Annotated in this window: 20 protein-coding genes and 1 tRNA gene; 3 read left to right on the top strand and 18 right to left on the bottom strand. The window is 65.0% G+C overall.

Annotated elements, in window-relative coordinates; genetic code table 11:
* Nucleotides 1–3: 3 nt before the first annotated feature.
* The 11 genes from CBM2586_RS04945 to CBM2586_RS04895 form a co-directional block, all read right to left on the bottom strand.
* On the bottom strand, nt 4–1257 hold the full coding sequence (locus tag CBM2586_RS04945; protein ID WP_115662602.1) for an NADH-quinone oxidoreductase subunit D: 1254 nt from the start codon (nt 1255–1257) through the stop codon (nt 4–6).
* Nucleotides 1258–1266: 9 nt separating this feature from the next.
* Entirely contained in the window at nt 1267–1866 is a 600-nt protein-coding gene (locus CBM2586_RS04940; RefSeq protein ID WP_115662603.1) for an NADH-quinone oxidoreductase subunit C, read from the bottom strand.
* A 1-nt stretch (nt 1867) separates the two neighbouring features.
* Nucleotides 1868–2350 carry a NuoB/complex I 20 kDa subunit family protein gene (locus tag CBM2586_RS04935; protein WP_008643342.1) on the bottom strand — a complete coding sequence of 161 codons (483 nt, stop codon included), beginning with the start codon at nt 2348–2350 and terminating at the stop codon, nt 1868–1870.
* Between the two features lie 6 nt (nt 2351–2356).
* Nucleotides 2357–2716: an NADH-quinone oxidoreductase subunit A gene (locus CBM2586_RS04930; RefSeq protein WP_012352330.1), complete on the bottom strand. Its 360-nt coding sequence runs from the start codon at nt 2714–2716 to the stop codon at nt 2357–2359.
* A gap of 166 nt (nt 2717–2882) precedes the next feature.
* Nucleotides 2883–2967, bottom strand: a tRNA-Leu gene (locus CBM2586_RS04925).
* A gap of 187 nt (nt 2968–3154) precedes the next feature.
* A complete protein-coding gene (gene secG, locus CBM2586_RS04920) occupies nt 3155–3529 on the bottom strand; it encodes a preprotein translocase subunit SecG (protein WP_010809132.1) in 375 nt (124 codons plus the stop codon).
* 51 nt (nt 3530–3580) lie between these two features.
* Nucleotides 3581–4324: a triose-phosphate isomerase gene (tpiA, locus tag CBM2586_RS04915; protein ID WP_115662604.1), complete on the bottom strand. Its 744-nt coding sequence runs from the start codon at nt 4322–4324 to the stop codon at nt 3581–3583.
* 69 nt (nt 4325–4393) lie between these two features.
* Nucleotides 4394–5398, bottom strand: a complete 1005-nt coding sequence (locus CBM2586_RS04910; RefSeq protein WP_115686951.1) for an NAD(P)H-quinone oxidoreductase — start codon at nt 5396–5398, stop codon at nt 4394–4396.
* A gap of 146 nt (nt 5399–5544) precedes the next feature.
* Nucleotides 5545–7716, bottom strand: coding sequence for a polyribonucleotide nucleotidyltransferase (gene pnp / locus CBM2586_RS04905; protein ID WP_115662606.1), 2172 nt, complete (start codon nt 7714–7716; stop codon nt 5545–5547).
* Nucleotides 7717–8155: 439 nt separating this feature from the next.
* The gene (rpsO, locus tag CBM2586_RS04900) at nt 8156–8425 is read right to left on the bottom strand and encodes a 30S ribosomal protein S15 (protein WP_010809136.1); all 270 of its coding nucleotides are present in this window, start codon (nt 8423–8425) and stop codon (nt 8156–8158) included.
* 161 nt (nt 8426–8586) lie between these two features.
* On the bottom strand, nt 8587–9843 hold the full coding sequence (locus tag CBM2586_RS04895; protein ID WP_115662607.1) for a branched-chain amino acid ABC transporter substrate-binding protein: 1257 nt from the start codon (nt 9841–9843) through the stop codon (nt 8587–8589).
* 207 nt (nt 9844–10050) lie between these two features.
* On the opposite strand from CBM2586_RS04895, the gene CBM2586_RS04890 reads away from it, so the two are divergent.
* Nucleotides 10051–10581: a hypothetical protein gene (locus CBM2586_RS04890; RefSeq protein WP_115662608.1), complete on the top strand. Its 531-nt coding sequence runs from the start codon at nt 10051–10053 to the stop codon at nt 10579–10581.
* A 135-nt stretch (nt 10582–10716) separates the two neighbouring features.
* Here CBM2586_RS04890 and CBM2586_RS04885 read toward each other — a convergent pair whose 3' ends face one another.
* From CBM2586_RS04885 to CBM2586_RS04855, 7 genes are all read right to left on the bottom strand, one after another.
* Nucleotides 10717–12258 carry a 2-isopropylmalate synthase gene (locus CBM2586_RS04885; protein WP_115686950.1) on the bottom strand — a complete coding sequence of 514 codons (1542 nt, stop codon included), beginning with the start codon at nt 12256–12258 and terminating at the stop codon, nt 10717–10719.
* A 327-nt stretch (nt 12259–12585) separates the two neighbouring features.
* On the bottom strand, nt 12586–13089 hold the full coding sequence (gene lysM / locus CBM2586_RS04880; protein WP_115662610.1) for a peptidoglycan-binding protein LysM: 504 nt from the start codon (nt 13087–13089) through the stop codon (nt 12586–12588).
* Between the two features lie 117 nt (nt 13090–13206).
* The gene (gene pssA, locus CBM2586_RS04875; protein ID WP_115662611.1) at nt 13207–14085 is read right to left on the bottom strand and encodes a CDP-diacylglycerol--serine O-phosphatidyltransferase; all 879 of its coding nucleotides are present in this window, start codon (nt 14083–14085) and stop codon (nt 13207–13209) included.
* Nucleotides 14086–14110: 25 nt separating this feature from the next.
* The gene (locus CBM2586_RS04870; RefSeq protein WP_115662612.1) at nt 14111–14761 is read right to left on the bottom strand and encodes a phosphatidylserine decarboxylase; all 651 of its coding nucleotides are present in this window, start codon (nt 14759–14761) and stop codon (nt 14111–14113) included.
* Nucleotides 14762–15018: 257 nt separating this feature from the next.
* Nucleotides 15019–16035, bottom strand: coding sequence for a ketol-acid reductoisomerase (ilvC, locus tag CBM2586_RS04865; protein ID WP_115686949.1), 1017 nt, complete (start codon nt 16033–16035; stop codon nt 15019–15021).
* A gap of 118 nt (nt 16036–16153) precedes the next feature.
* Nucleotides 16154–16645, bottom strand: coding sequence for an acetolactate synthase small subunit (ilvN, locus tag CBM2586_RS04860; protein WP_012352317.1), 492 nt, complete (start codon nt 16643–16645; stop codon nt 16154–16156).
* On the bottom strand, nt 16645–18408 hold the full coding sequence (locus CBM2586_RS04855) for an acetolactate synthase 3 catalytic subunit (RefSeq protein ID WP_115662613.1): 1764 nt from the start codon (nt 18406–18408) through the stop codon (nt 16645–16647). Before CBM2586_RS04855 ends, ilvN begins: the two co-directional genes overlap by 1 nt.
* A 380-nt stretch (nt 18409–18788) precedes the next feature.
* Between CBM2586_RS04855 and CBM2586_RS04850 the strand changes: the two genes are divergently transcribed.
* A complete protein-coding gene (locus tag CBM2586_RS04850) occupies nt 18789–19358 on the top strand; it encodes an RNA polymerase sigma factor (protein ID WP_115662614.1) in 570 nt (189 codons plus the stop codon).
* A complete protein-coding gene (locus tag CBM2586_RS04845; protein ID WP_115662615.1) occupies nt 19355–19786 on the top strand; it encodes a DUF3619 family protein in 432 nt (143 codons plus the stop codon). The genes CBM2586_RS04850 and CBM2586_RS04845 overlap by 4 nt, the downstream gene beginning before the upstream one ends.
* The last annotated feature ends 1 nt before the right edge of the window (nt 19787 follow it).

Below are 19787 nucleotides of genomic sequence, written 5' to 3'. Positions count from 1 at the left end.
TGATTAGCGGTCGATCTCGCCGAAGACGATGTCTTGCGTGCCGATGATCGTTACCGCGTCAGCAATCATGTGTCCCTTGGCCATTTCGTCCAGCGCGGCCAGGTGCGGGAAGCCAGGCGCACGGATCTTCAGGCGGTACGGCTTGTTCGCGCCGTCCGAGATCGCGTAGATGCCGAACTCGCCCTTGGGGTGTTCCACCGCCGCGTACGCCTCGCCTTCGGGCACGTGCATGCCTTCGGTGAAGAGCTTGAAGTGGTGGATCAGTTCTTCCATGTTGGACTTCATGTCCACGCGCGAGGGTGGCGCCACCTTGTGGTTCTCGGTGATCACCGGGCCCGGGTTGCGGCGCAGCCATTCCACGCACTGCTTGATGATGCGGTTGGACTGGCGCATCTCTTCCACGCGCACCAGGTAGCGCGCGTAGCAGTCGCCGCCCACGCCCACCGGCACGTCGAAGTCCAGCTTGTCGTACACCTCGTACGGCTGCTTCTTGCGCAGGTCCCAGGCAATGCCGGAGCCGCGCAGCATCGGGCCGGTAAAGCCCATCTGCAGCGCGCGTTCCGGGCTGACCACGCCGATGTCCACCAGGCGCTGCTTCCAGATCCGGTTGTCGGTCAGCAGGGTCTCGTACTCGTCGACGTACTTCGGGAAGCGGTTGGTGAAGTCCTCGATGAAGTCCAGCAGCGAGCCCGAACGCGCTTCGTTCATGGCCTTGATGGCACGCTCGTTGTGGATCTTCGAGGCACGATATTGCGGCATCGTGTCAGGCAGGTCGCGGTACACGCCGCCCGGACGGTAGTAGGCCGCGTGCATGCGCGCGCCCGACACCGCCTCGTACATGTCGAACATGTCCTCGCGTTCGCGGAAGGCGTACAGGAACACCGCCATCGCGCCCACGTCGAGCGCGTGCGAGCCGATCCACATCAGGTGGTTCAGCAGGCGGGTGATCTCGTCGAACATCACGCGGATGTACTGCGCGCGCACCGGCACCTCGAGGCCCAGCAGCCGCTCGATCGCCATCACGTAGGCGTGCTCGTTGACCATCATCGACACGTAGTCGAGGCGGTCCATGTACGGCACGCTCTGGATCCAGGTCTTCTGCTCGGCCAGCTTCTCGGTGGCACGGTGCAGCAGGCCGATATGCGGATCGGCGCGCTGGATGACTTCGCCGTCCAGCTCCAGCACCAGGCGCAGCACGCCGTGCGCGGCCGGATGCTGCGGGCCGAAGTTCAGGGTGTAATTCTTGATATCTGCCATGACGCGTTCTCAGTACTCCACGCCGCCGTACTTGTCCTCGCGGATCACGCGCGGCGTGATTTCGCGCGGCTCGATCGTGACCGGCTGGTAGATGACCCGCTTCTGATCGGGGTCGTAGCGCATCTCGACAAAGCCGGAAACCGGGAAGTCCTTGCGGAACGGATGGCCGACGAAACCGTAGTCGGTCAGGATGCGGCGCAGGTCCGGATGGCCGTCGAACACGATGCCGTAGAAATCGAAGGCTTCGCGCTCGAACCAGTTGACCGAGTTCCACACGTTGATCAGCGACGGCAGCACCGGAAAGTCATCGTCGCTGGCGAACGCGCGCAGGCGCAGGCGCCAGTTGTGCGTGACCGACAGCAGCTGCGACACCGCGGCAAAGCGCAGGCCGTCCCAGGCGCCCTCGGCATACTCGGAATAGTCGACGCCGCACAGGTCGATCAGCTGCTCGAAGCGCAGCGACGGATCGTCGCGCAGGATCTGCGCCACTTCGAGGTAGTCGTCGGCCTTGACGATCAGCGTCAGTTCACCGGTCGCCTCGACCAGTTTCTGCACGCGCTTGCCGAGAGCTTTCTCGAGCGCGGCCTTCAGGGTATCGAGCTTCGCCATTTCAGCCCTTGCGCGCGATGGTGTTGGTACGCTTGATCTTGTTCTGCAGCTGGATCACGCCGTAGATCAGCGCCTCGGCCGTCGGCGGGCAGCCCGGCACGTAGATATCCACCGGCACGATGCGGTCGCAGCCGCGCACCACCGAATACGAATAGTGGTAGTAGCCGCCACCGTTGGCGCACGAGCCCATCGAGATCACCCAGCGCGGTTCCGCCATCTGGTCGTAGACCTTGCGCAGCGCGGGGGCCATCTTGTTGCACAGCGTGCCGGCCACGATCATCACGTCCGACTGGCGCGGCGACGGGCGGAAAATCACGCCGAAGCGGTCCATGTCGTAGCGCGCGGCGCCGGCATGCATCATTTCCACGGCACAGCAGGCCAGGCCGAAAGTCATCGGCCACAGCGACCCGGTGCGGGTCCAGTTGATCAGCTTGTCAGCGGTAGTCGTGACAAAGCCTTCGTTGAGAACGCCTTCGATTGCCATTTCACATCACTCCCAATCGAGCGCGCCCTTTTTCCAGATGTAGACGAAGCCCACGATGAATTCCAGCAGAAACACGCCCATGGCGATGAACCCCGGCCAGCCGATGTCCTTCAGGGCAACACCCCACGGAAACAGGAAGGCGGTTTCGAGATCGAACAGGATAAACAGGATGGCGATGAGGTAGTAGCGCACGTCGAACTTCATGCGCGCGTCCTCGAACGCTTCGAAGCCGCACTCGTACGGCGACAGCTTCGCGGGATCGGGCTTGTTCGGACCGAGGATCCGACCGATCGACATCAGTGCCACGCCAAGCACGACACCGAAGATGATGAAGATGAGAACGGGGAAGTAGGCTTCGAGATTCAAGGTACGGCCAGCCTTATCTGGAATGTTGTCAACAGCACCAGCTGAAGCGGCGTCCTGTTGCCCACCCCAGGCGCTAAGCCACGTGAATCATGGCGCGCCGCCTTGCGGACTGCCGGAGCCCCACGCGCGGGTGCATTGCCCGGCCAGGGACTCCGATCAAGTTGTTTGGTGCCGACGGCGAGACTCGAACTCGCACAGCTTTCGCCACTACCCCCTCAAGATAGCGTGTCTACCAATTTCACCACGTCGGCTGGGGGAGAAACAATATTGCCTGGCGCCGGGTTTTCAGGCCCTTCAGGTCCGTTACAAAGGCTTTCGTCTTTGCGTGGAACCCATCGCTGGGGAATCGTTTCAAGCCTTGCATTCTAACCCAAATTTCCTGCTTTGTTCAACGCACAACTGCAAAAAAACTCAGGAATCCGCCGCAAGGCAATCGGATTATTTCGGTACCGCAGGGGCTGCCGGCGCCGAGGCGTCCGCGGCGGCGGCCGGCGCTGCAGCGGGTGCCGAAGCACCGGCCACGGCGGGCGCCGATGCCGGCGCCGCGCCCATCACGCCCAGCGACGCAGCGGGCTTGTAGTTGCCCAGCAGCGTCAGCGCCAGCGTGCAGACAAAGAACAGCGTGGCCAGCACGGCGGTGGTGCGCGACAGGAAGTTTGCCGAGCCGGTGGCGCCGAACAGGCTGCCGGAGGCGCCCGAGCCGAAGGCCGCGCCCACATCGGCGCCCTTGCCATGCTGGATCAGCACCAGGCCGATTACGCCCAGCGCCGACAACACCTGCAGCACCACCAACAAAGTCTTGAAGATTGCCATTTGATTTAAATAAGCTTACTTGCCTGATCGGTCGATCGGAACGGCCGGCATTCAGGCGTTGCCGATCGCGAGAAAATCCTCCGACTTGAGCGAGGCGCCGCCAATCAGGCCCCCGTCGATATCGGTCATCGAAAACAGTTCGGCCGCATTGTCCGGCTTGACGCTGCCACCGTACAAGATTGCCATGCGCCCGGCCACGCCCGCATCGCGCGCGGCAACCTGGCCGCGCAGGAACGCGTGCACCGCCTGCGCCTGCGCGCTGGTGGCGGTCTTGCCGGTGCCGATGGCCCACACCGGCTCATAGGCCAGCACCACGCGGCCCAGTTGCTCCACCGTCAGCGCTTCCAGCACCGCTTGCAGCTGCCGGCCGACCACGGCCTCGGTCTCGCCCGCCTCGCGCTGGGCCAGGGTCTCGCCTACGCAAACCACCGGGACGATACCGAACTCGAGCGCCCGCAGCGCCTTGGCCGCGACCGCCTGGTCGGTCTCGCCATGGTAGGTGCGGCGCTCGGAGTGGCCGACCAGCACATAGGTGCAGCCGAACTCGCCCAGCATGGAGGCCGCCACTTCGCCGGTGAAGGCGCCGCGCGCCTCCGCCGACACGTCTTGCGCACCCCAGGCCACTTTTGAGCCATTCAGCAGCGCCTGGCATTGTGCAAGATAGGGGAACGGCGCGCAGACCGCCAGCGTCGCGCCGGTCACACCAGCGCCAGCCTGGATGGCTTCCAGCAGTGCCGCGTTGGCAGCCAGGCTGCCGTGCATCTTCCAATTGCCGATGACGAGCTTTTGTCTCACGAGGTGCCCCTCCCAAATCAAACCCGCTATTGTAGCGTGTGGCAGGGGCAAGGCGCTACGCCCGCCGATTTACCAGGTCAGCATGATCTTGCCGATATGCTCGCTCGACTCCATCAGCCGATGCGCCTCGGCGGCCTGCGCGGCCGGGAACACCTGGTGGATCACCGGCTTGATCTTGCCGCCAGACAGCAGCGGCCACACCTGTTCGTGCAGCGCCGCGGCGATCTTGCCCTTGAACGATGCCGGGCGCGGGCGCAGGGTCGAGCCGGTCACGGTGATGCGCCGGCGCAGGATGTCGCCCAGCGGAATCTCGGCCTTGGCGCCACCCAGCAGCGCGATGATGACGATGCGGCCATCGTCGGCGATGCACTTCAGCTCGCGCGCCAGGTACGGGCCGGCGACCATGTCGAGGATCACGTCGACGCCCTTGCCGCCGGTCAGCGCGGCCACCTCGGCAACGAAGTCCTGGGTCTTGTAGTTGATGGCGCGATCGGCGCCGAGGTCTTCGCAGGCCTTGCATTTTTCATCGGTGCCGGCGGTGACGAACACCTTGAAGCCCAGCGCCTTGGCGATCTGGATCGCGGTGGTGCCGATGCCGCTGGAGCCACCCTGGATCAGCAGGGTTTCGTCCTTGCCGCGCGGGCCCTGGCCCAGGTAGCCGCGATCGAACACATTGCTCCACACCGTGAAGAAGGTTTCCGGCAGCGCGGCGGCTTCAATATCGCTCAGGCCTTGCGGCGCGGGCAGGACCTGCGCCAGCGGCGCGGTGCACAGTTGTGCGTAGCCGCCGCCCTGCACCAGCGCGCAAACGCGGTCGCCCACCTTGAGGCCGAAGCGGTTGTCGGCATGCGACAGGTCGCCGCCGACCACCACGCCCGCCACTTCCAGGCCAGGCAGCTCCGACGCACCCGGCGGCACCGGATAGTTGCCGGTGCGCTGGAATACGTCCGGGCGATTCACGCCGGCGGCCGCCACGCGGATCAGCACCTCGCCCGCGGCGGGCACCGGATCGGGCCGCTCGGTCAGCTGGAGGACTTCGGGGGCGCCGTATTCGCGGATCTCGATGGCTTGCATGCTTCTTTGCTCCTTGTCTTTGCTCGGTGTGAGCCGTGGCTCGATGGGTTGCCGCAGTGTAAACAAAAAAACGGCCGGGCATCGCCCGGCCGTTTTTCCGCGGCACCGCCTTGCGGCGGCACCATCGGGACAGTCACTGCCCCGCTTTACTGCTGTTCCGAGCCACCGGCGGGTGCTGCCGGGGCGGCGCTCTCGCCGGCGTTGATCGGGCTGATGCTGCCGCCCTCTTCCGCCAGCGCGGCCTTCAGCGACAGGCGCAGGCGGCCCTTCTCGTCGGCCTGGATCAGCTTGACGCGGACCTGCTGGCCTTCCTTCAGCCAGTCCTTGATGTCCTTGACGCGCTCGTTGACGATTTCCGAGATGTGCAGCAGGCCATCCTTGCCAGGCAGGATGTTGACGATGGCACCAAAGTCCAGCAGCTTCAGCACGGTACCGGCGTAGATCTTGCCCACTTCGGCTTCCGCGGTGATGCCCTCGATACGGCGCTTGGCTTCGGCCATGCCTTCGGTCGAGGTCGAGGCGATGGTGATGGTGCCGTCTTCCTGGATGTCGATGGTGGTGCCGGTTTCCTTGGTCAGCGCCTGGATGGTCGAGCCGCCCTTGCCGATCACTTCGCGGATCTTGTCCGGATGGATCTTCATGGTGATCATGCGCGGCGCGTGCGCCGACAGCTCGGTGCGGGCATGGCCCATCGCTTCCTGCATGTTCGACAGGATGTGCAGGCGGCCTTCCTTGGCCTGCGCCAGCGCGACCTGCATGATCTCCTTGGTGATGCCCTGGACCTTGATGTCCATCTGCAGCGCGGTGATGCCGCTGTCGGTGCCGGCCACCTTGAAGTCCATGTCGCCCAGGTGGTCTTCATCGCCCAGGATGTCGGTCAGCACGGCGAACTTGTTGCCTTCCAGGATCAGGCCCATGGCCACGCCGGCCACGTGCGCCTTGACCGGAACGCCGGCGTCCATCAGCGCCAGGCAGCCGCCGCAGACCGAAGCCATCGACGACGAGCCGTTGGACTCGGTGATTTCCGAAACCAGGCGGATGGTGTAGGCGAATTCATCGTCCTTCGGCAGCACCGGGATCAGTGCGCGCTTGGCCAGGCGGCCGTGGCCGATTTCGCGGCGCTTGGGGCTGCCCACGCGGCCGGTCTCGCCGGTGGCGAACGGGGGCATGTTGTAGTGGAGCATGAAGCGGTCGCGGTACTCGCCGGCCAGCGCGTCGATGATCTGCTCGTCGCTCTTGGTGCCCAGCGTGGCCACCACCAGCGCCTGGGTCTCGCCGCGGGTGAACAGCGCCGAGCCGTGCGCGCGCGGCAGCACCGACGAACGGATCTCGATCGGGCGCACGGTGCGGGTGTCGCGGCCGTCGATGCGCGGCTCGCCGTTCAGGATCTGGCCGCGCACGATCTTGGCTTCCAGGTCGAACATGATATTGCCGACCTCGACCTTGTCGGCCTCGACGCCGGCCTCGGCCAGCGCGGCGGCGACGTTGGCCGACACTTCCTTCAGCTTCTGGCTGCGCGCCGACTTCTGGCGCAGCTGGTAGGCTTCCTGCAGCAGCGGCAGCGCGACTTCGGTGACCTTGGCGATCAGCGGCTCGTTCTTGGCGGCCGGGGCCCAGTCCCACTCCGGCTTGCCGCCTTCGCGCACCAGTTCATGGATGGCGTTGATGGCGGTCTGCATCTGCTCGTGGCCGTAGACCACGGCGCCCAGCATCACGTCTTCCGACAGCTGGTTGGCTTCCGATTCGACCATCAGCACGGCGCGCTCGGTGCCGGCGACCACCAGGTCCAGGTCCGAGGTGGCGATCTGCGAGCGGGTCGGGTTGAGCAGGTACTGGCCGTCCTTGTAGCCCACGCGCGCGGCGCCCACCGGGCCGCTGAACGGGATACCGGACACGGCCAGCGCGGCCGACGCGCCGATCAGCGCGGGGATGTCGGCCGGCACTTCCGGATTCAGCGATACCACGTGCACCACCACCTGCACTTCGTTGTAGAAGCCTTCCGGGAACAGCGGACGCAGCGGACGGTCGATCAGGCGCGAGGTCAGGGTCTCGTTTTCCGACGGACGGCCTTCACGCTTGAAGAAGCCGCCGGGGATCTTGCCGGCCGCGTAGGTCTTCTCGATGTAGTCGACGGTCAGCGGGAAGAAGTCCTGGCCCGGCTTCGGGTTCTTGGCGGCGACCACGGTCGCCAGCACCACGGTGTCTTCCACATCGACCAGCACGGCACCGCCGGCCTGGCGGGCGATTTCGCCGGTTTCCATGCGGACCTTGTGCTGGCCCCACTGGAATTCCTTGACGACCTTGTTGAACATGGACATGTGCATTCCTTGACTTGCGTGCTGGCCGCGCGATCTACGCAATGACACGCGCGCGGCCGGCGACGCCTGCGTTCTCAGCCGCAGGCAAACTGCCGGGTTGCCGGTCGCGGTCGCAGGGAAGTGCTATGCCATTCCAGCGCGGCACCGGCATGGCCGATGCCGTGCTGGAATGACACAAAGCCCTGTTTCCTTGCCCGAGCCCGGGTGTTGGATAAAAAGAACAACTTACTCCGTTGCGAGGCTTGCCGCAACGGCGCCCGCGCCATCGACATGGCGGGGCGGCGTGAAGCGAAAATCACTCCATTCACAACCTGCACCCCGGCGACGCGATTCGCGCCGCCAGAAATGCAAAATGCCTGCCCAGCAATGCTGAAGCAGGCATCGAGGCCTCACGCGAAACCGTGCAAACCCTGGAATCGCGCTGCCATCGGACGCAACCTTACTTGCGCAGACCCAGCTTTTCGATCAGGGCGCGGTAACGGTCGGCATCGTTGGACTTGAGGTAGTCCAGCAGGCGGCGACGGCGGCTCACCATGCGCAGCAGGCCGCGGCGGCTGTGGTGGTCCTTCATGTTGGCCTTGAAGTGCGGGGTCAGTTCGTTGATGCGGGTGGTCAGCAAGGCCACTTGCACTTCGGGGCTGCCAGTGTCGTTGGCGCCACGCGCGAACTGCTTGATGACTTCGGACTTGTTGATATCGGCGACTGCCATGATGATTTCCTTTCACTTGCGAACGCCACAGCGCGGGATGCGCCGCATGCGTCGTGCCATGCAATTGACTGGCTGTTGCCGCGACCGGACCGGGGGCCTGGTAACGACAGCGGCGGATTATAGCCGAAAAGCCGTTGCGGGAGTACCCGGCGCGCCGCCGCTCACGGTCGCTCCATCCTGCAGGTGGTCGGCAGCGTGGTTTGCGCGGCCTTGAGCTTGCGCACGGTGCGGAAGCCATAGCCCGAGCCCTCGTTGTCGAAGCGCACCGCGCCGCCCTGGCGCTCCATCACCGACACGTACAGCGGCTGCAGCACCTGGTGGTCGTCGGCCCGCACCGTGGCTTCGTGGAAGTCGTTGACGTAGCGCATGTGCTCGAGCGCGCGCGCCACCTTGACCGCGTCGGTGGAACCGGCCTGCGTGATCGCGCGCGCCAGCATCTCGACCATCATCTGCATGCGCAGGTGGACGTAGTCGTCCCGGGGCTCCGGATAGCGCGCGCGGAATTCCTGGTAGAACGCATCGGACGCCGCCCCGCCCACATTGGGATGCCACTCGGCCACGGCCAGCACGCGGCCGACCCCGGCATCGCCCATCGCCGCCGGCGCGCCCAGGCCATTGCCGTAGAAGGTATAGAACTTGGCCCGCAGCCCGCCCTCGCGCGCGGCCTTGACCATCAGCGTCAGGTCGTTGCCCCAGTTGCCGGTGATGACCGCATCCGCCCCGCTGGCCTTGATCTTGGCGATATAGGGCGCGAAGTCCTTGATCTTGCCGATCGGATGGAATTCGTCGCCGACGATCTGGATATCGGGGCGGCGCGCCGCCAGCATCTCGCGCGCCGAGCGCGCCACCTGGTGGCCGAAGCTGTAGTCCTGATCGATCAGGTAGACGCGGCGCACCGCCTGGTCCTGGCGGATAACCTCGGTCAGCGCCTGCATGCGCATGTCGGCGCTGGCATCGAAACGGAAATGCCAGAAGCTGCAGTTCTCGTTGGTCAGGCTCGGATCGACCGCCGAATAGTTCAGGAACAGCACGCGCGCATCCGGCTGGCGCGCGTTATGGCGGTTGATCGCCGACACCAGCGCCCCCGCCACCGCCGAGCTGTTGCCCTGCAGCACAAAGGGAATGCGCTTGTCGGTCAGCGCGCGCAGCTGGATCAGGCTTTCGTCGACATTGCCCTTGCTGTCGAAGGTGACCAGCTCGAGCGGCCGCGCACCTTCGGCGGTCTTCACGCCGCCGCGCGCGTTGATGCGCTCGATCGCCAGGCGCAGGTTGCGCGCCACCGCCTCGCCGGCATTGGCGAAGGGGCCGGACAGGCCATCGATCATGCCCAGCCGGATCGGCTCCTGCGCCGAGGCGCCCGCCGCTGCCGCCAGCAACAACCCGCCCAGCCATCCCCGCCACCGCGCCGCAACCGTCATTCGTCTCTCCTGGAAAGCGCTGGATGGTAAGGCAGCATGCGGTTGCGGGCAAATGCCGGCGCGAAGCGCGCCCGCATGACCAATTCCAGGGAGAACCGCCCGGGTTATCGGCAGATCCGCACAAAAAGCAGCGTTGGATGCACACACCGCCCGCCGCCGCACTACACTTGCGATATCGACACCCCATCCATCGAGCGAGGTCCAGCCATGAAATCCGTCATCGCCAAGGGCGCGCGCCGTCTCGTGCTGGTGCTGGGCGTCGCCATGCTGTCCGCCTGCGCCACGCTGATGCCGGTGCAGGAGGGGACCCGGCTGGTGGGCCAGCCGCAGGCCGCGGTGCAGGCGATGTTCGGGCCGCCTACCGATGTATTCCCGCTGCGCGACGGCACCACGCGCTGGATCTACTCGAAGCAGCCGATGGGCCAGTATGCCTATGGCGCCGACTTCGACCGCAACGGCAACCTGACCGTGTTCCGCAACATGCTGTCGACGCCCGAGCTGTACAAGGCGCAGGTCAACACCTGGACCAGGCGCGACGTGGCCGAGCACTTCGGCGTGACGCGGCTGCCGGTCAGCTACTACCCGCGCATGCGCAACGAGGTCTGGTCTTACCGCTTCCTCCACGAAGACGTCTGGCCGTCGCTGTTCCACTTCTATTTCGACGATGCCGGCGTGCTGCGCCGGACCCAGATCACGCCCGATCCGCTCTACGACCCCGACGAGCGCCGCTTTTTCTGACGCGCTCGCGCGCAGGCCCACGATGTGCTCGAACTGTGCCATGAAAAAGCCCGCCATCCCCGGGTCGGGAATGGCGGGCCTGGTCCGTACGTTAGGGCCGGGTAGGCCTGCCGCCGTCTGCGCAGGGGGCCTGGATCAGATCTGCGGGTTGATCTTCTGCACGGCCTTGTCGAGCAGCTTGTTCAGCGCGGCCAGGTAGGCCTTGGCCGAGGCCGCGACGATATCCGGGTCGGTGCCCACGCCGTTGACGATGCGGCCGGCCTTGGACAGTCGCACGGTCACTTCACCCTGGGCCTCGGTGCCGCCAGTGATGGCATTGACCGAATACAGCACCATCTCGGCGCCGCTGGCCACGCGCGACTCGATCGCATGCAGGGTGGCGTCGACCGGGCCGTTGCCCTCGCCCTCGCCGCTCTGCTCCTGGCCATCCATGCTGAACACCACGCGCGCATGCGGGCGCTCGCCGGTCTCGGAGCGCTGCGACAGCGAGATGAAGCGGAAGTGTTCGTTGGCGTCGTGCCGGGCCTCGTTCGAAACGATGGCGACGATGTCCTCGTCGAAGATCTCGGCCTTCTGGTCAGCCAGCTCCTTGAAGCGCGTGAAGGCGGCGTTGACCTCGCTCTCGCTGTCGAGCTCGATGCCCAGTTCCTGCAGGCGCTGCTTGAAGGCATTGCGGCCCGACAGCTTGCCCAGCACGATCTTGTTGGCGGTCCAGCCCACGTCTTCGGCGCGCATGATCTCGTAGGTGTCGCGCGCCTTGAGCACGCCATCCTGGTGGATGCCGGAGGCGTGCGCGAAGGCGTTGGCGCCAACCACGGCCTTGTTCGGCTGCACCGCGAAGCCGGTGATCTGCGACACCAGCTTGGATGCCGGCACGATCTGCGTGGTGTCGATGCCCAGGTCCAGGTTGAAGTAGTCGCGGCGCGTCTTCACCGCCATCACCACCTCTTCCAGGCTGGTGTTGCCGGCGCGCTCGCCGAGGCCGTTGATGGTGCACTCGATCTGGCGCGCACCGGCCATCTTGACCGCCGCCAGCGAGTTGGCCACGGCCATGCCGAGGTCGTTATGGCAGTGCACCGACCAGACCGCCTTGTCCGAGTTGGGAATGCGCTCGCGCACCGAGCGGATCAGTTCGGCATAGCCTTCCGGCACGGCGTAACCGACGGTATCGGGCAGGTTGATGGTGGTCGCGCCCTCGGCGATCACGCCTTCGAGCACGCGGCACAGGAAATCCATGTCCGAGCGGCTGCCGTCTTCCGGCGAGAACTCGATATCGTCGGTGAACTGGCGCGCGAAGCGCACCGCCAGGCGCGCCTGCTGGTAGACCTCGTCCGGCGTCATGCGCAGCTTCTTCTCCATGTGCAGCGCCGAGGTGGCGATGAAGGTGTGGATGCGGAACGAGTTGGCCGGCTTGAGCGCCTCGGCGGCGCGGGCAATGTCCTTGTCGTTGGCGCGGGCCAGCGAGCAAATGGTGGAGTCCCTGACCACCTGCGCGATCGCGCGGATCGCCTCGAAGTCGCCGTTGGAGCTCGCCGCGAAACCGGCCTCGATCACATCGACCTTCAGGCGCTCCAGCTGGCGCGCGATGCGGATCTTTTCCTCGCGCGTCATCGAGGCGCCGGGCGATTGCTCGCCGTCACGCAAGGTGGTGTCGAAAATGATGAGTTTGTCAGACATGGTGTGGAGCTCCTGATTACTTGTCGTGTGCTGTCCCCGGCATGCTGCGTCCGGGGCTTTACCGCCTGTTCCGCGCTCCACGGCTGTGGAATGCAAAACGCCCCGGCGTGCATGGAGCAGGCCGGGGCGTTGGAAAATTCCTTGCGGATTCCGCGCTAAGGGGTAAGTCCGTCCTTAGCGCGCGCGCGTCCCGACCTGATGGCCTAGTAGGCCACCTAGGTTGGTGCGGGCGATTAGGACTTGGCGCGAAATCATGGCTGCGACTATAGCCGACTTGGCGTGCACGCGCAACACAGGGTTTTGCCGCACGCGCCGCCCGCAGTGGCGTCAGCCCTTCGGCGGGATGCGCAGCTTCTGGCCCGGATAGATCTTGTCCGGGTGGCTCAGCATCGGCTGGTTGGCTTCGAAGATCTTGTTGTACTCGGCGCCGTTGCCGTAGGCGGCCTGCGCAATCGCCCACAGCGTGTCGCCCTTGACCACGGTGTGCCAGCCCGATTCCGCGGACTCGACGTTGACCGACATCTTGTCCTCGACCTTGTCGACGCCCTCGACATTGCCGGCACACAGGATGATCTTCTCGCGCGTGGCCTGGTCGGGCGCCACGCCGAACACGGTGACGAGACCCTGCGAGCCGTCGACCTGCACCATCAGCCCGGTCGCGTCCAGCCCCATCTTCCTGATATACGCCTCGATCGCATCGCCCGCGGCGCGATTGGCGGCATCGACCTTTTCCGCCGATGCATCCGCCGCGGCCGCTGCCTGCGCGGCCTTGGCCTCGCCGGTGCCGAACAGCTTTTCTCCCGCTTCCTTGATGAAGTCGAACATGCCCATGACATCCTCCTGACGGTGGGTGGAAAACACTGCAGAGTGCCACGCCTCGCTGACCGCGGCAGAAAACAATGGTGAATCCCGCAATGCATGAAGGGCGCCTGGGCGCCCTTCTGCGATCTATTCCCGCGGCTTCTTCTCGATCGCCGGCTTGCCATGCATGGCCCGCCAGGCCCACAGCACATAGCCCGAAATCGCGTAGGCCACGAACAGCCCGAACAGCGCCACCGGCGGATCGGTCGAGACCACCACGAACAGCACCAGGACCAGCACCATCATGCCGAACGGTACGCGGTAGCGCACGTCGAGCGCCTTGCCGCTGTAGAACGGCGCATTCGAGACCATCGACAGCCCGGCGTACAGCGTGATGCCGAACGCCACCCACGGCATCCACAGCTCCTTGACCGGCAGCTTGTTGTCGATCACCAGCCAGACGAAGCCAGCCACCAGCGCCGCCGCGGCCGGGCTGGGCAGGCCCTGGAAGAAGCGCTTGTCGATGACGCCGATATTGGCATTGAAGCGCGCCAGCCGCAGTGCCGCACAAGTGCAGTAGACGAACGCGGCAATCCAGCCCCACTTGCCCAGGTCGTGCAGGATCCATTCGTACATCACCAGCGCCGGCGCAACGCCGAACGAGGTCATGTCCGAGAGCGAGTCATACTGCTCGCCGAAAGCGCTTTGCGTATTGGTGATGCGCGCCACGCGCCCATCCATGCCATCGAGCACCATGGCCGCGAAGATGGCGATGGCGGCCGCATCGAAGCGCATGTTCATCGCCTGCACGATGGCAAAGAATCCGGCGAACAGCGCCGCGGTGGTGAATGCGTTGGGCAGCAGGTAGATGCCGCGCCGGCGCGGGCGCTGGTAGACGATGTCGTGGTCGTCGGCGGCATCGTCGTCGAAGCCGCCGGCGTCGCGCAGCTGGTTATGGCGGAACGGCCGCAGATGAGTCACGTTGCCGCTGCTGCCGCGCTTGTTACGTCGATGGAAGGCAACCATCACAGTCCTCCGGTCAGGCCGCCGCTCACTTCACGTCGAGTTCGGCGAGGATGGTCGACGAGGCCGATACCTTCTCGCCGATGGTCACGCGCGGGCGCGCATCGAGCGGCAGGTAGACGTCCACGCGCGAGCCGAAGCGGATAAAACCGTAGCGCTGGCCGCGCGAGAGGTTGTCGCCGACCTTGGTGTAGCACAGGATGCGGCGGGCCACCAGGCCGGCCACCTGCACCAGCGTCACCATCTGGCCGTCGGCCGCGCGCCGGATCAGCACGGCGTTGCGCTCGTTCTCGGTCGAGGCCTTGTCCAGGTCAGCGTTGACGAACTTGCCGGGAAAGTACTCGACCTTCTCCACCGCGCCGTCGACCGAGACGCGGTTCGAGTGCACGTTGAAGACGTTCATGAAGACGCTGATCTTCAGCGCCTCGCGGTTAGCGTACGGATCCTGCGCCTTTTCGACCACGACAATGCGGCCGTCGGCCGGGGCCAGCACGGCGTTGGGCTGCGACGGGATCGGTCGCGGCGGATCGCGGAAGAACTGCAGCACGAATACCGTGATGATCCACAGCGGCAACGCCCACCAGAAGCCCGCGCTGGCGTGCACCAGCAGCGAGATGACAAAGGCGCCGGCCAGGAACGGCCAGCCTTCACGGGCGATCAGCGGATGAGGATAGTTCATGCAGTACGAGTTTCGATGAGTCAGAACCAAGGCCAGAACGTCGCCGTGGCAAGCCACATGCGCCGCGGCGGTGCCAGCCGGCCCGTTGTAGTGAGGGCAACATCCGGCACGCCTTGCCTGAAAAGTTCGACAAGGATAACAAAAAGCCGTTCAGGTCCCGGCGCATTCCCTATCCGATAATAGAAGGGCGTGGCACGGAACGCTGAACGGCTTCGGCCCGCCGCCGTGCGGCGCGGGCCATCAGACAGCGACTCTGCTTAGTTCTTCGACTGGTCGACCATCTTGTTCTTGGCGATCCACGGCATCATCGCGCGCAGCTTCTCGCCGACCACTTCGATCTCGTGCTCGGCGTTCAGGCGGCGGCGCGAGATCAGGGTCGGGGCGCCGGCCTTGTTCTCCAGCAGGAAGCTCTTGGCGTACTCACCGGTCTGGATGTCCTTCAGGCACTGCTTCATCGCCTTCTTGGTCTCTTCGGTCACCACGCGCGGGCCGGTGACGTACTCACCATATTCCGCGTTGTTGGAGATCGAGTAGTTCATGTTGGCGATGCCGCCTTCGTAGATCAGGTCGACGATCAGCTTCAGTTCGTGCAGGCACTCGAAGTAGGCCATTTCCGGCGCGTAGCCGGCTTCCACCAGGGTCTCGAAGCCAGCCTTGATCAGCTCGACGGTACCGCCGCACAGCACGGCCTGCTCGCCGAACAGGTCGGTCTCGGTTTCTTCGCGGAAGTTGGTCTCGATGATGCCGGCACGGCCGCCGCCGTTGGCGGTGGCGTACGACAGGGCGATGTCACGGGCGGCGCCGGACTTGTTCTGGTGCACGGCGATCAGGTGCGGCACGCCGCCACCTTGCGAGTACGTGGCGCGCACGGTGTGGCCCGGGGCCTTCGGCGCGATCATGATTACGTCCAGGTCGGCGCGCGGGATCACGGCACCGTAGTGCACGTTGAAGCCGTGGGCAAAGGCCAGCGCTGCGCCTTCCTTGATGTTGGCGTGCACTTCGTTCTTGTACACCTCGGCGATCTGCTCGTCCGGCAGCAGGATCATGACCACGTCGGCGCCCTTGACTGCCTCGGCCACTTCCTTGACTTGCAGGCCGGCGTTGGCGGCCTTGTTCCACGACGCGCCGCTCTTGCGCAGGCCGACCGTCACGTTGACGCCCGAATCCTTCAGGTTCAGCGCGTGGGCGTGGCCCTGCGAGCCATAACCGATGATGGTGACGTTCTTGCCCTTGATCAGCGAGAGGTCGGCGTCCTTGTCGTAAAACACTTTCATGATAAATCCTTCAATCTCTGTCTTTTATATGAGGGGGGCGGCATCCTCGTGCGCATTGTGTGCGCACGGATCGCGCCGCCCGGGGGATACTGCTTGAACCTGTGCGAGCGGCGCTGGCTCAGACCTTCAGGATGCGCTCGCCGCGGCCGATGCCCGAGCCGCCGGTACGGACGGTCTCCAGGATGGCGGTACGGTCGATCGCGTCCAGGAACGCATCGAGCTTGACGCCGTTGCCGGTCAGCTCGATGGTGTAGGTCTTCTCGGTGACATCGATGATGCGGCCGCGGAAGATGTCGGCGGTGCGCTTCATTTCCTCGCGCTCCTTGCCGACCGCGCGCACCTTGACGAGCATCAGCTCGCGCTCGATGTGCGCGCCTTCGGTCAGGTCGACCACCTTGACCACTTCCACCAGGCGGTTCAGGTGCTTGGTGATCTGCTCGATCACGTCATCCGAACCGGTGGTGACGATGGTCATGCGCGACAACGAGGAGTCCTCGGTGGGCGCCACGGTCAGCGTCTCGATGTTGTAGCCGCGGGCCGAGAACAGGCCCACCACGCGCGACAGCGCACCGGCTTCGTTTTCCAGCAGGACCGAAATGATGTGTCGCATTACAGGTCCTCCGCGCCGAGCAGCATTTCGGAAATGCCCTTGCCGGCCTGGACCATCGGCCAGACGTTTTCGGTGGGATCGGTCTGGAAGTCCAGGAACACGGTACGGTCCTTCAGGCGGAACGCCTCGCGCAGCGCCGGCTCGACGTCCGAAGTCTTCTCGACGCGCATGCCGACGTGGCCGTAGGCCTCGGCCAGCTTGACGAAATCGGGCAGCGCATCCATGTAGGAGTGCGAGTAGCGGTTGTCGTATTCGATCTCCTGCCACTGGCGCACCATGCCCAGGTAGCCGTTGTTGAGCGAGCAGATCTTCACCGGGGTGTCGTACTGCAGGCAGGTCGACAGCTCCTGGATGCACATCTGGATCGAGCCCTCGCCGGTGATGGTGACGACTTCCTTCTCCGGGAATGCCTTCTTGATGCCCATTGCATACGGCAGGCCCACGCCCATCGTGCCCAGGCCACCGGAGTTGATCCAGCGGCGCGGCTCGTTGAACTTGTAGAACTGCGCGGCCCACATCTGGTGCTGGCCGACGTCCGAGCAGATAAAGGCGTCGCCGTGGGTCAGTTCCCAGATCTTCTCGACCACGTACTGCGGCTTGATGATCTCGGAGCTGCGGTCGTACTTCAGGCAATCGACCGAGCGCCATTGCTCGATCTGCTCCCACCACCTGGCCAGCGCTTCGCGCTTGGGCTTGACGTCGCTGGCCTTGATCTGGGCGATCAGTTCCTGCAGCACGTCCTTGACGTTGCCGACGATGGGGATATCGACCTTGACGCGCTTGGAAATCGACGACGGATCGATGTCGATGTGGATGATCTTGCGCGCCTGCGAGGTGAAGTGCGACGGGTTGCCGATCACGCGGTCGTCGAAGCGGGCACCGATGGCGATCAGCACGTCGCAGTTCTGCATGGCCATGTTGGCTTCATACGTGCCGTGCATGCCGAGCATGCCGACGAACTGCTTGTGGGTGCCGGGGAACGCGCCCAGGCCCATCAGCGTGTTGGTCACCGGGTGGCCGGTCAGCGCCGCCAGCTGGCGCAGCTCGTCGCTGGCATTGGCCAGCACCACGCCGCCGCCGCTGTAGATGTACGGGCGCTCGGCATTCTGGAGCAGCGCCACCGCCTTGCGGATCTGGCCCGAGTGGCCCTTGTTGACCGGGTTGTACGAGCGCATGTCGATCGACTTGGGGTACTCGTACTTGCAGGCATTGCGCGAGACATCCTTGGGGATGTCCACCACCACCGGGCCGGGACGGCCGGTCGAGGCGATGAAGAACGCCTTCTTGATGGTCGCGGCGAGGTCGCGCACGTCCTTCACCAGGAAGTTGTGCTTGACGATCGGGCGGGTAATGCCGACGGTATCGCACTCCTGGAAGGCGTCCTGGCCGATGGCGTGGGTCGGCACGTTGCCGGTGATCACCACCATCGGGATCGAGTCGAGGTACGCGGTGGCGATGCCGGTGACGGCATTGGTCACGCCGGGGCCGGAGGTCACCAGGGCGACGCCCACCTTGCCGGTTGCGCGTGCGTAGCCGTCCGCGGCATGGACCGCGGCCTGCTCGTGGCGCACCAGGATGTGCTCGAACTTGGTTTGCTTGTGGAGCTCGTCGTAGATATACAGCACTGCGCCGCCGGGGTAGCCCCAGACGTACTCGACGCCTTCTTCGGCAAGTGCGTGAACGAGGATTTCCGCACCGATCATTTCGGGTGCGGCAGATGAATTGCTATCGGCGTGGGAGAATTCCGCGCTGGGCATGTTCATTTCAGTCCTTTGCAATTTTCGGCAAAAAATTGTTTGGATGCTCTCTGCCGAACTTGTGGCTCGGGTTCAAGCGGTGCGCGTCTGCATGGAAGACCGCCTCATAAGCGGCCGGATGAGACAACCACTGATGTCGTGTGAACCGTCGATGATACTGCAATGCACCAGCGCGGTCTATGGTTGTTTATGCTCTCCGCGCCGGAAAGTTCCCGGGGAGGCGGGGGGTGGTTTTGCGCACCGCAATGTATGTCGCGCCATACAAAACGGTACAGCGGAGCGAAATTTTGCTAGCATCGCAGCACATCGGGTGTGCCACGCGCCCTCGGCAGCACATTCACCAGAATCGGGCCTTGGTCCCGCCGCAACAAGCCTCAACCGCCTGAATGGCCACCGATCAGGAACTGTCCGCCTTTCTTGCCAGCGTCGAGCGGCGCGCCTTCAAGCAGGCCGTGTTCGCCGTCCGCGACGACGAGGCCGCGCTGGACATCGTCCAGGACGCCATGATCAAGCTGGCCGAAAAGTATGGCGACAAGAGCGCCGCGGAACTCGCGCCGCTGTTCCAGCGCATCCTGCAGAACACCATCCATGACTGGTTCCGGCGCCAGAAGGTGCGCAATACCTGGGTCTCGCTGTTTTCCAGCCTGCGCGACGACCGCGACGGCGGGGACGATAGCGACCTGCTGGAAACGCTCGAGGCGCAGGCCGGCTCTGAATCGGCCGAAAGCAGCGCCGACAAGGTCGAGCGCGCGCAGGTCATGCATATCATCGAGCAGGAGATCCAGCGCCTGCCCACGCGTCAACGCCAGGCATTCCTGATGCGTTACTGGGAAGATATGGACGTCGCCGAAACCGCGTCCGTGATGGGCTGTTCCGAAGGCAGCGTCAAGACGCACTGTTCCCGTGCCACGCATACACTTGCGCAGGCCCTGCGCGCACGGGGGGTCCGACTATGAGCAGAAACGACAAAGAAATCCGCGAGCGCCGGTTTGCGCATGAGGTTCGCGCGGCACTCGACGCCGGCGCCGAAGCCTTGCCGGCCGACATTTCCGAACGGCTCGCCGCCGCGCGGCGGATGGCGGTCGCCCGCAAGAAGGCCGAGGCGCCCGTGCTGGTGCCACAGTTCGCCATGCCGGGCGCACCGGCGCCGCTGTTCGACGACGACGCCTCGCCGCTGCACCGCGCCGGCGCCTGGCTGCGCCGGCTGGGGCTGGTCTGGACGCTGGTGGCGCTGGGCGCCGGCCTGGTGGGCATCTACCACTGGCAGGAGCAGAAGCGCATCGAAGAACTGGCCGATATCGACGCCGCCATGCTGCTCGACGACCTGCCGCCCACGGCCTATGCCGACGAAGGCTTCCACGTGTTCCTGAAGCACGGCCAGTAGC

The sequence above is a fragment of the Cupriavidus taiwanensis genome, assembly GCF_900250115.1.
Taxonomy (GTDB): domain Bacteria; phylum Pseudomonadota; class Gammaproteobacteria; order Burkholderiales; family Burkholderiaceae; genus Cupriavidus; species Cupriavidus taiwanensis_B.
The sequence above is the reverse complement of the archived record's forward strand: the minus strand, read 5'-3'. Positions and strand labels throughout refer to the sequence as shown.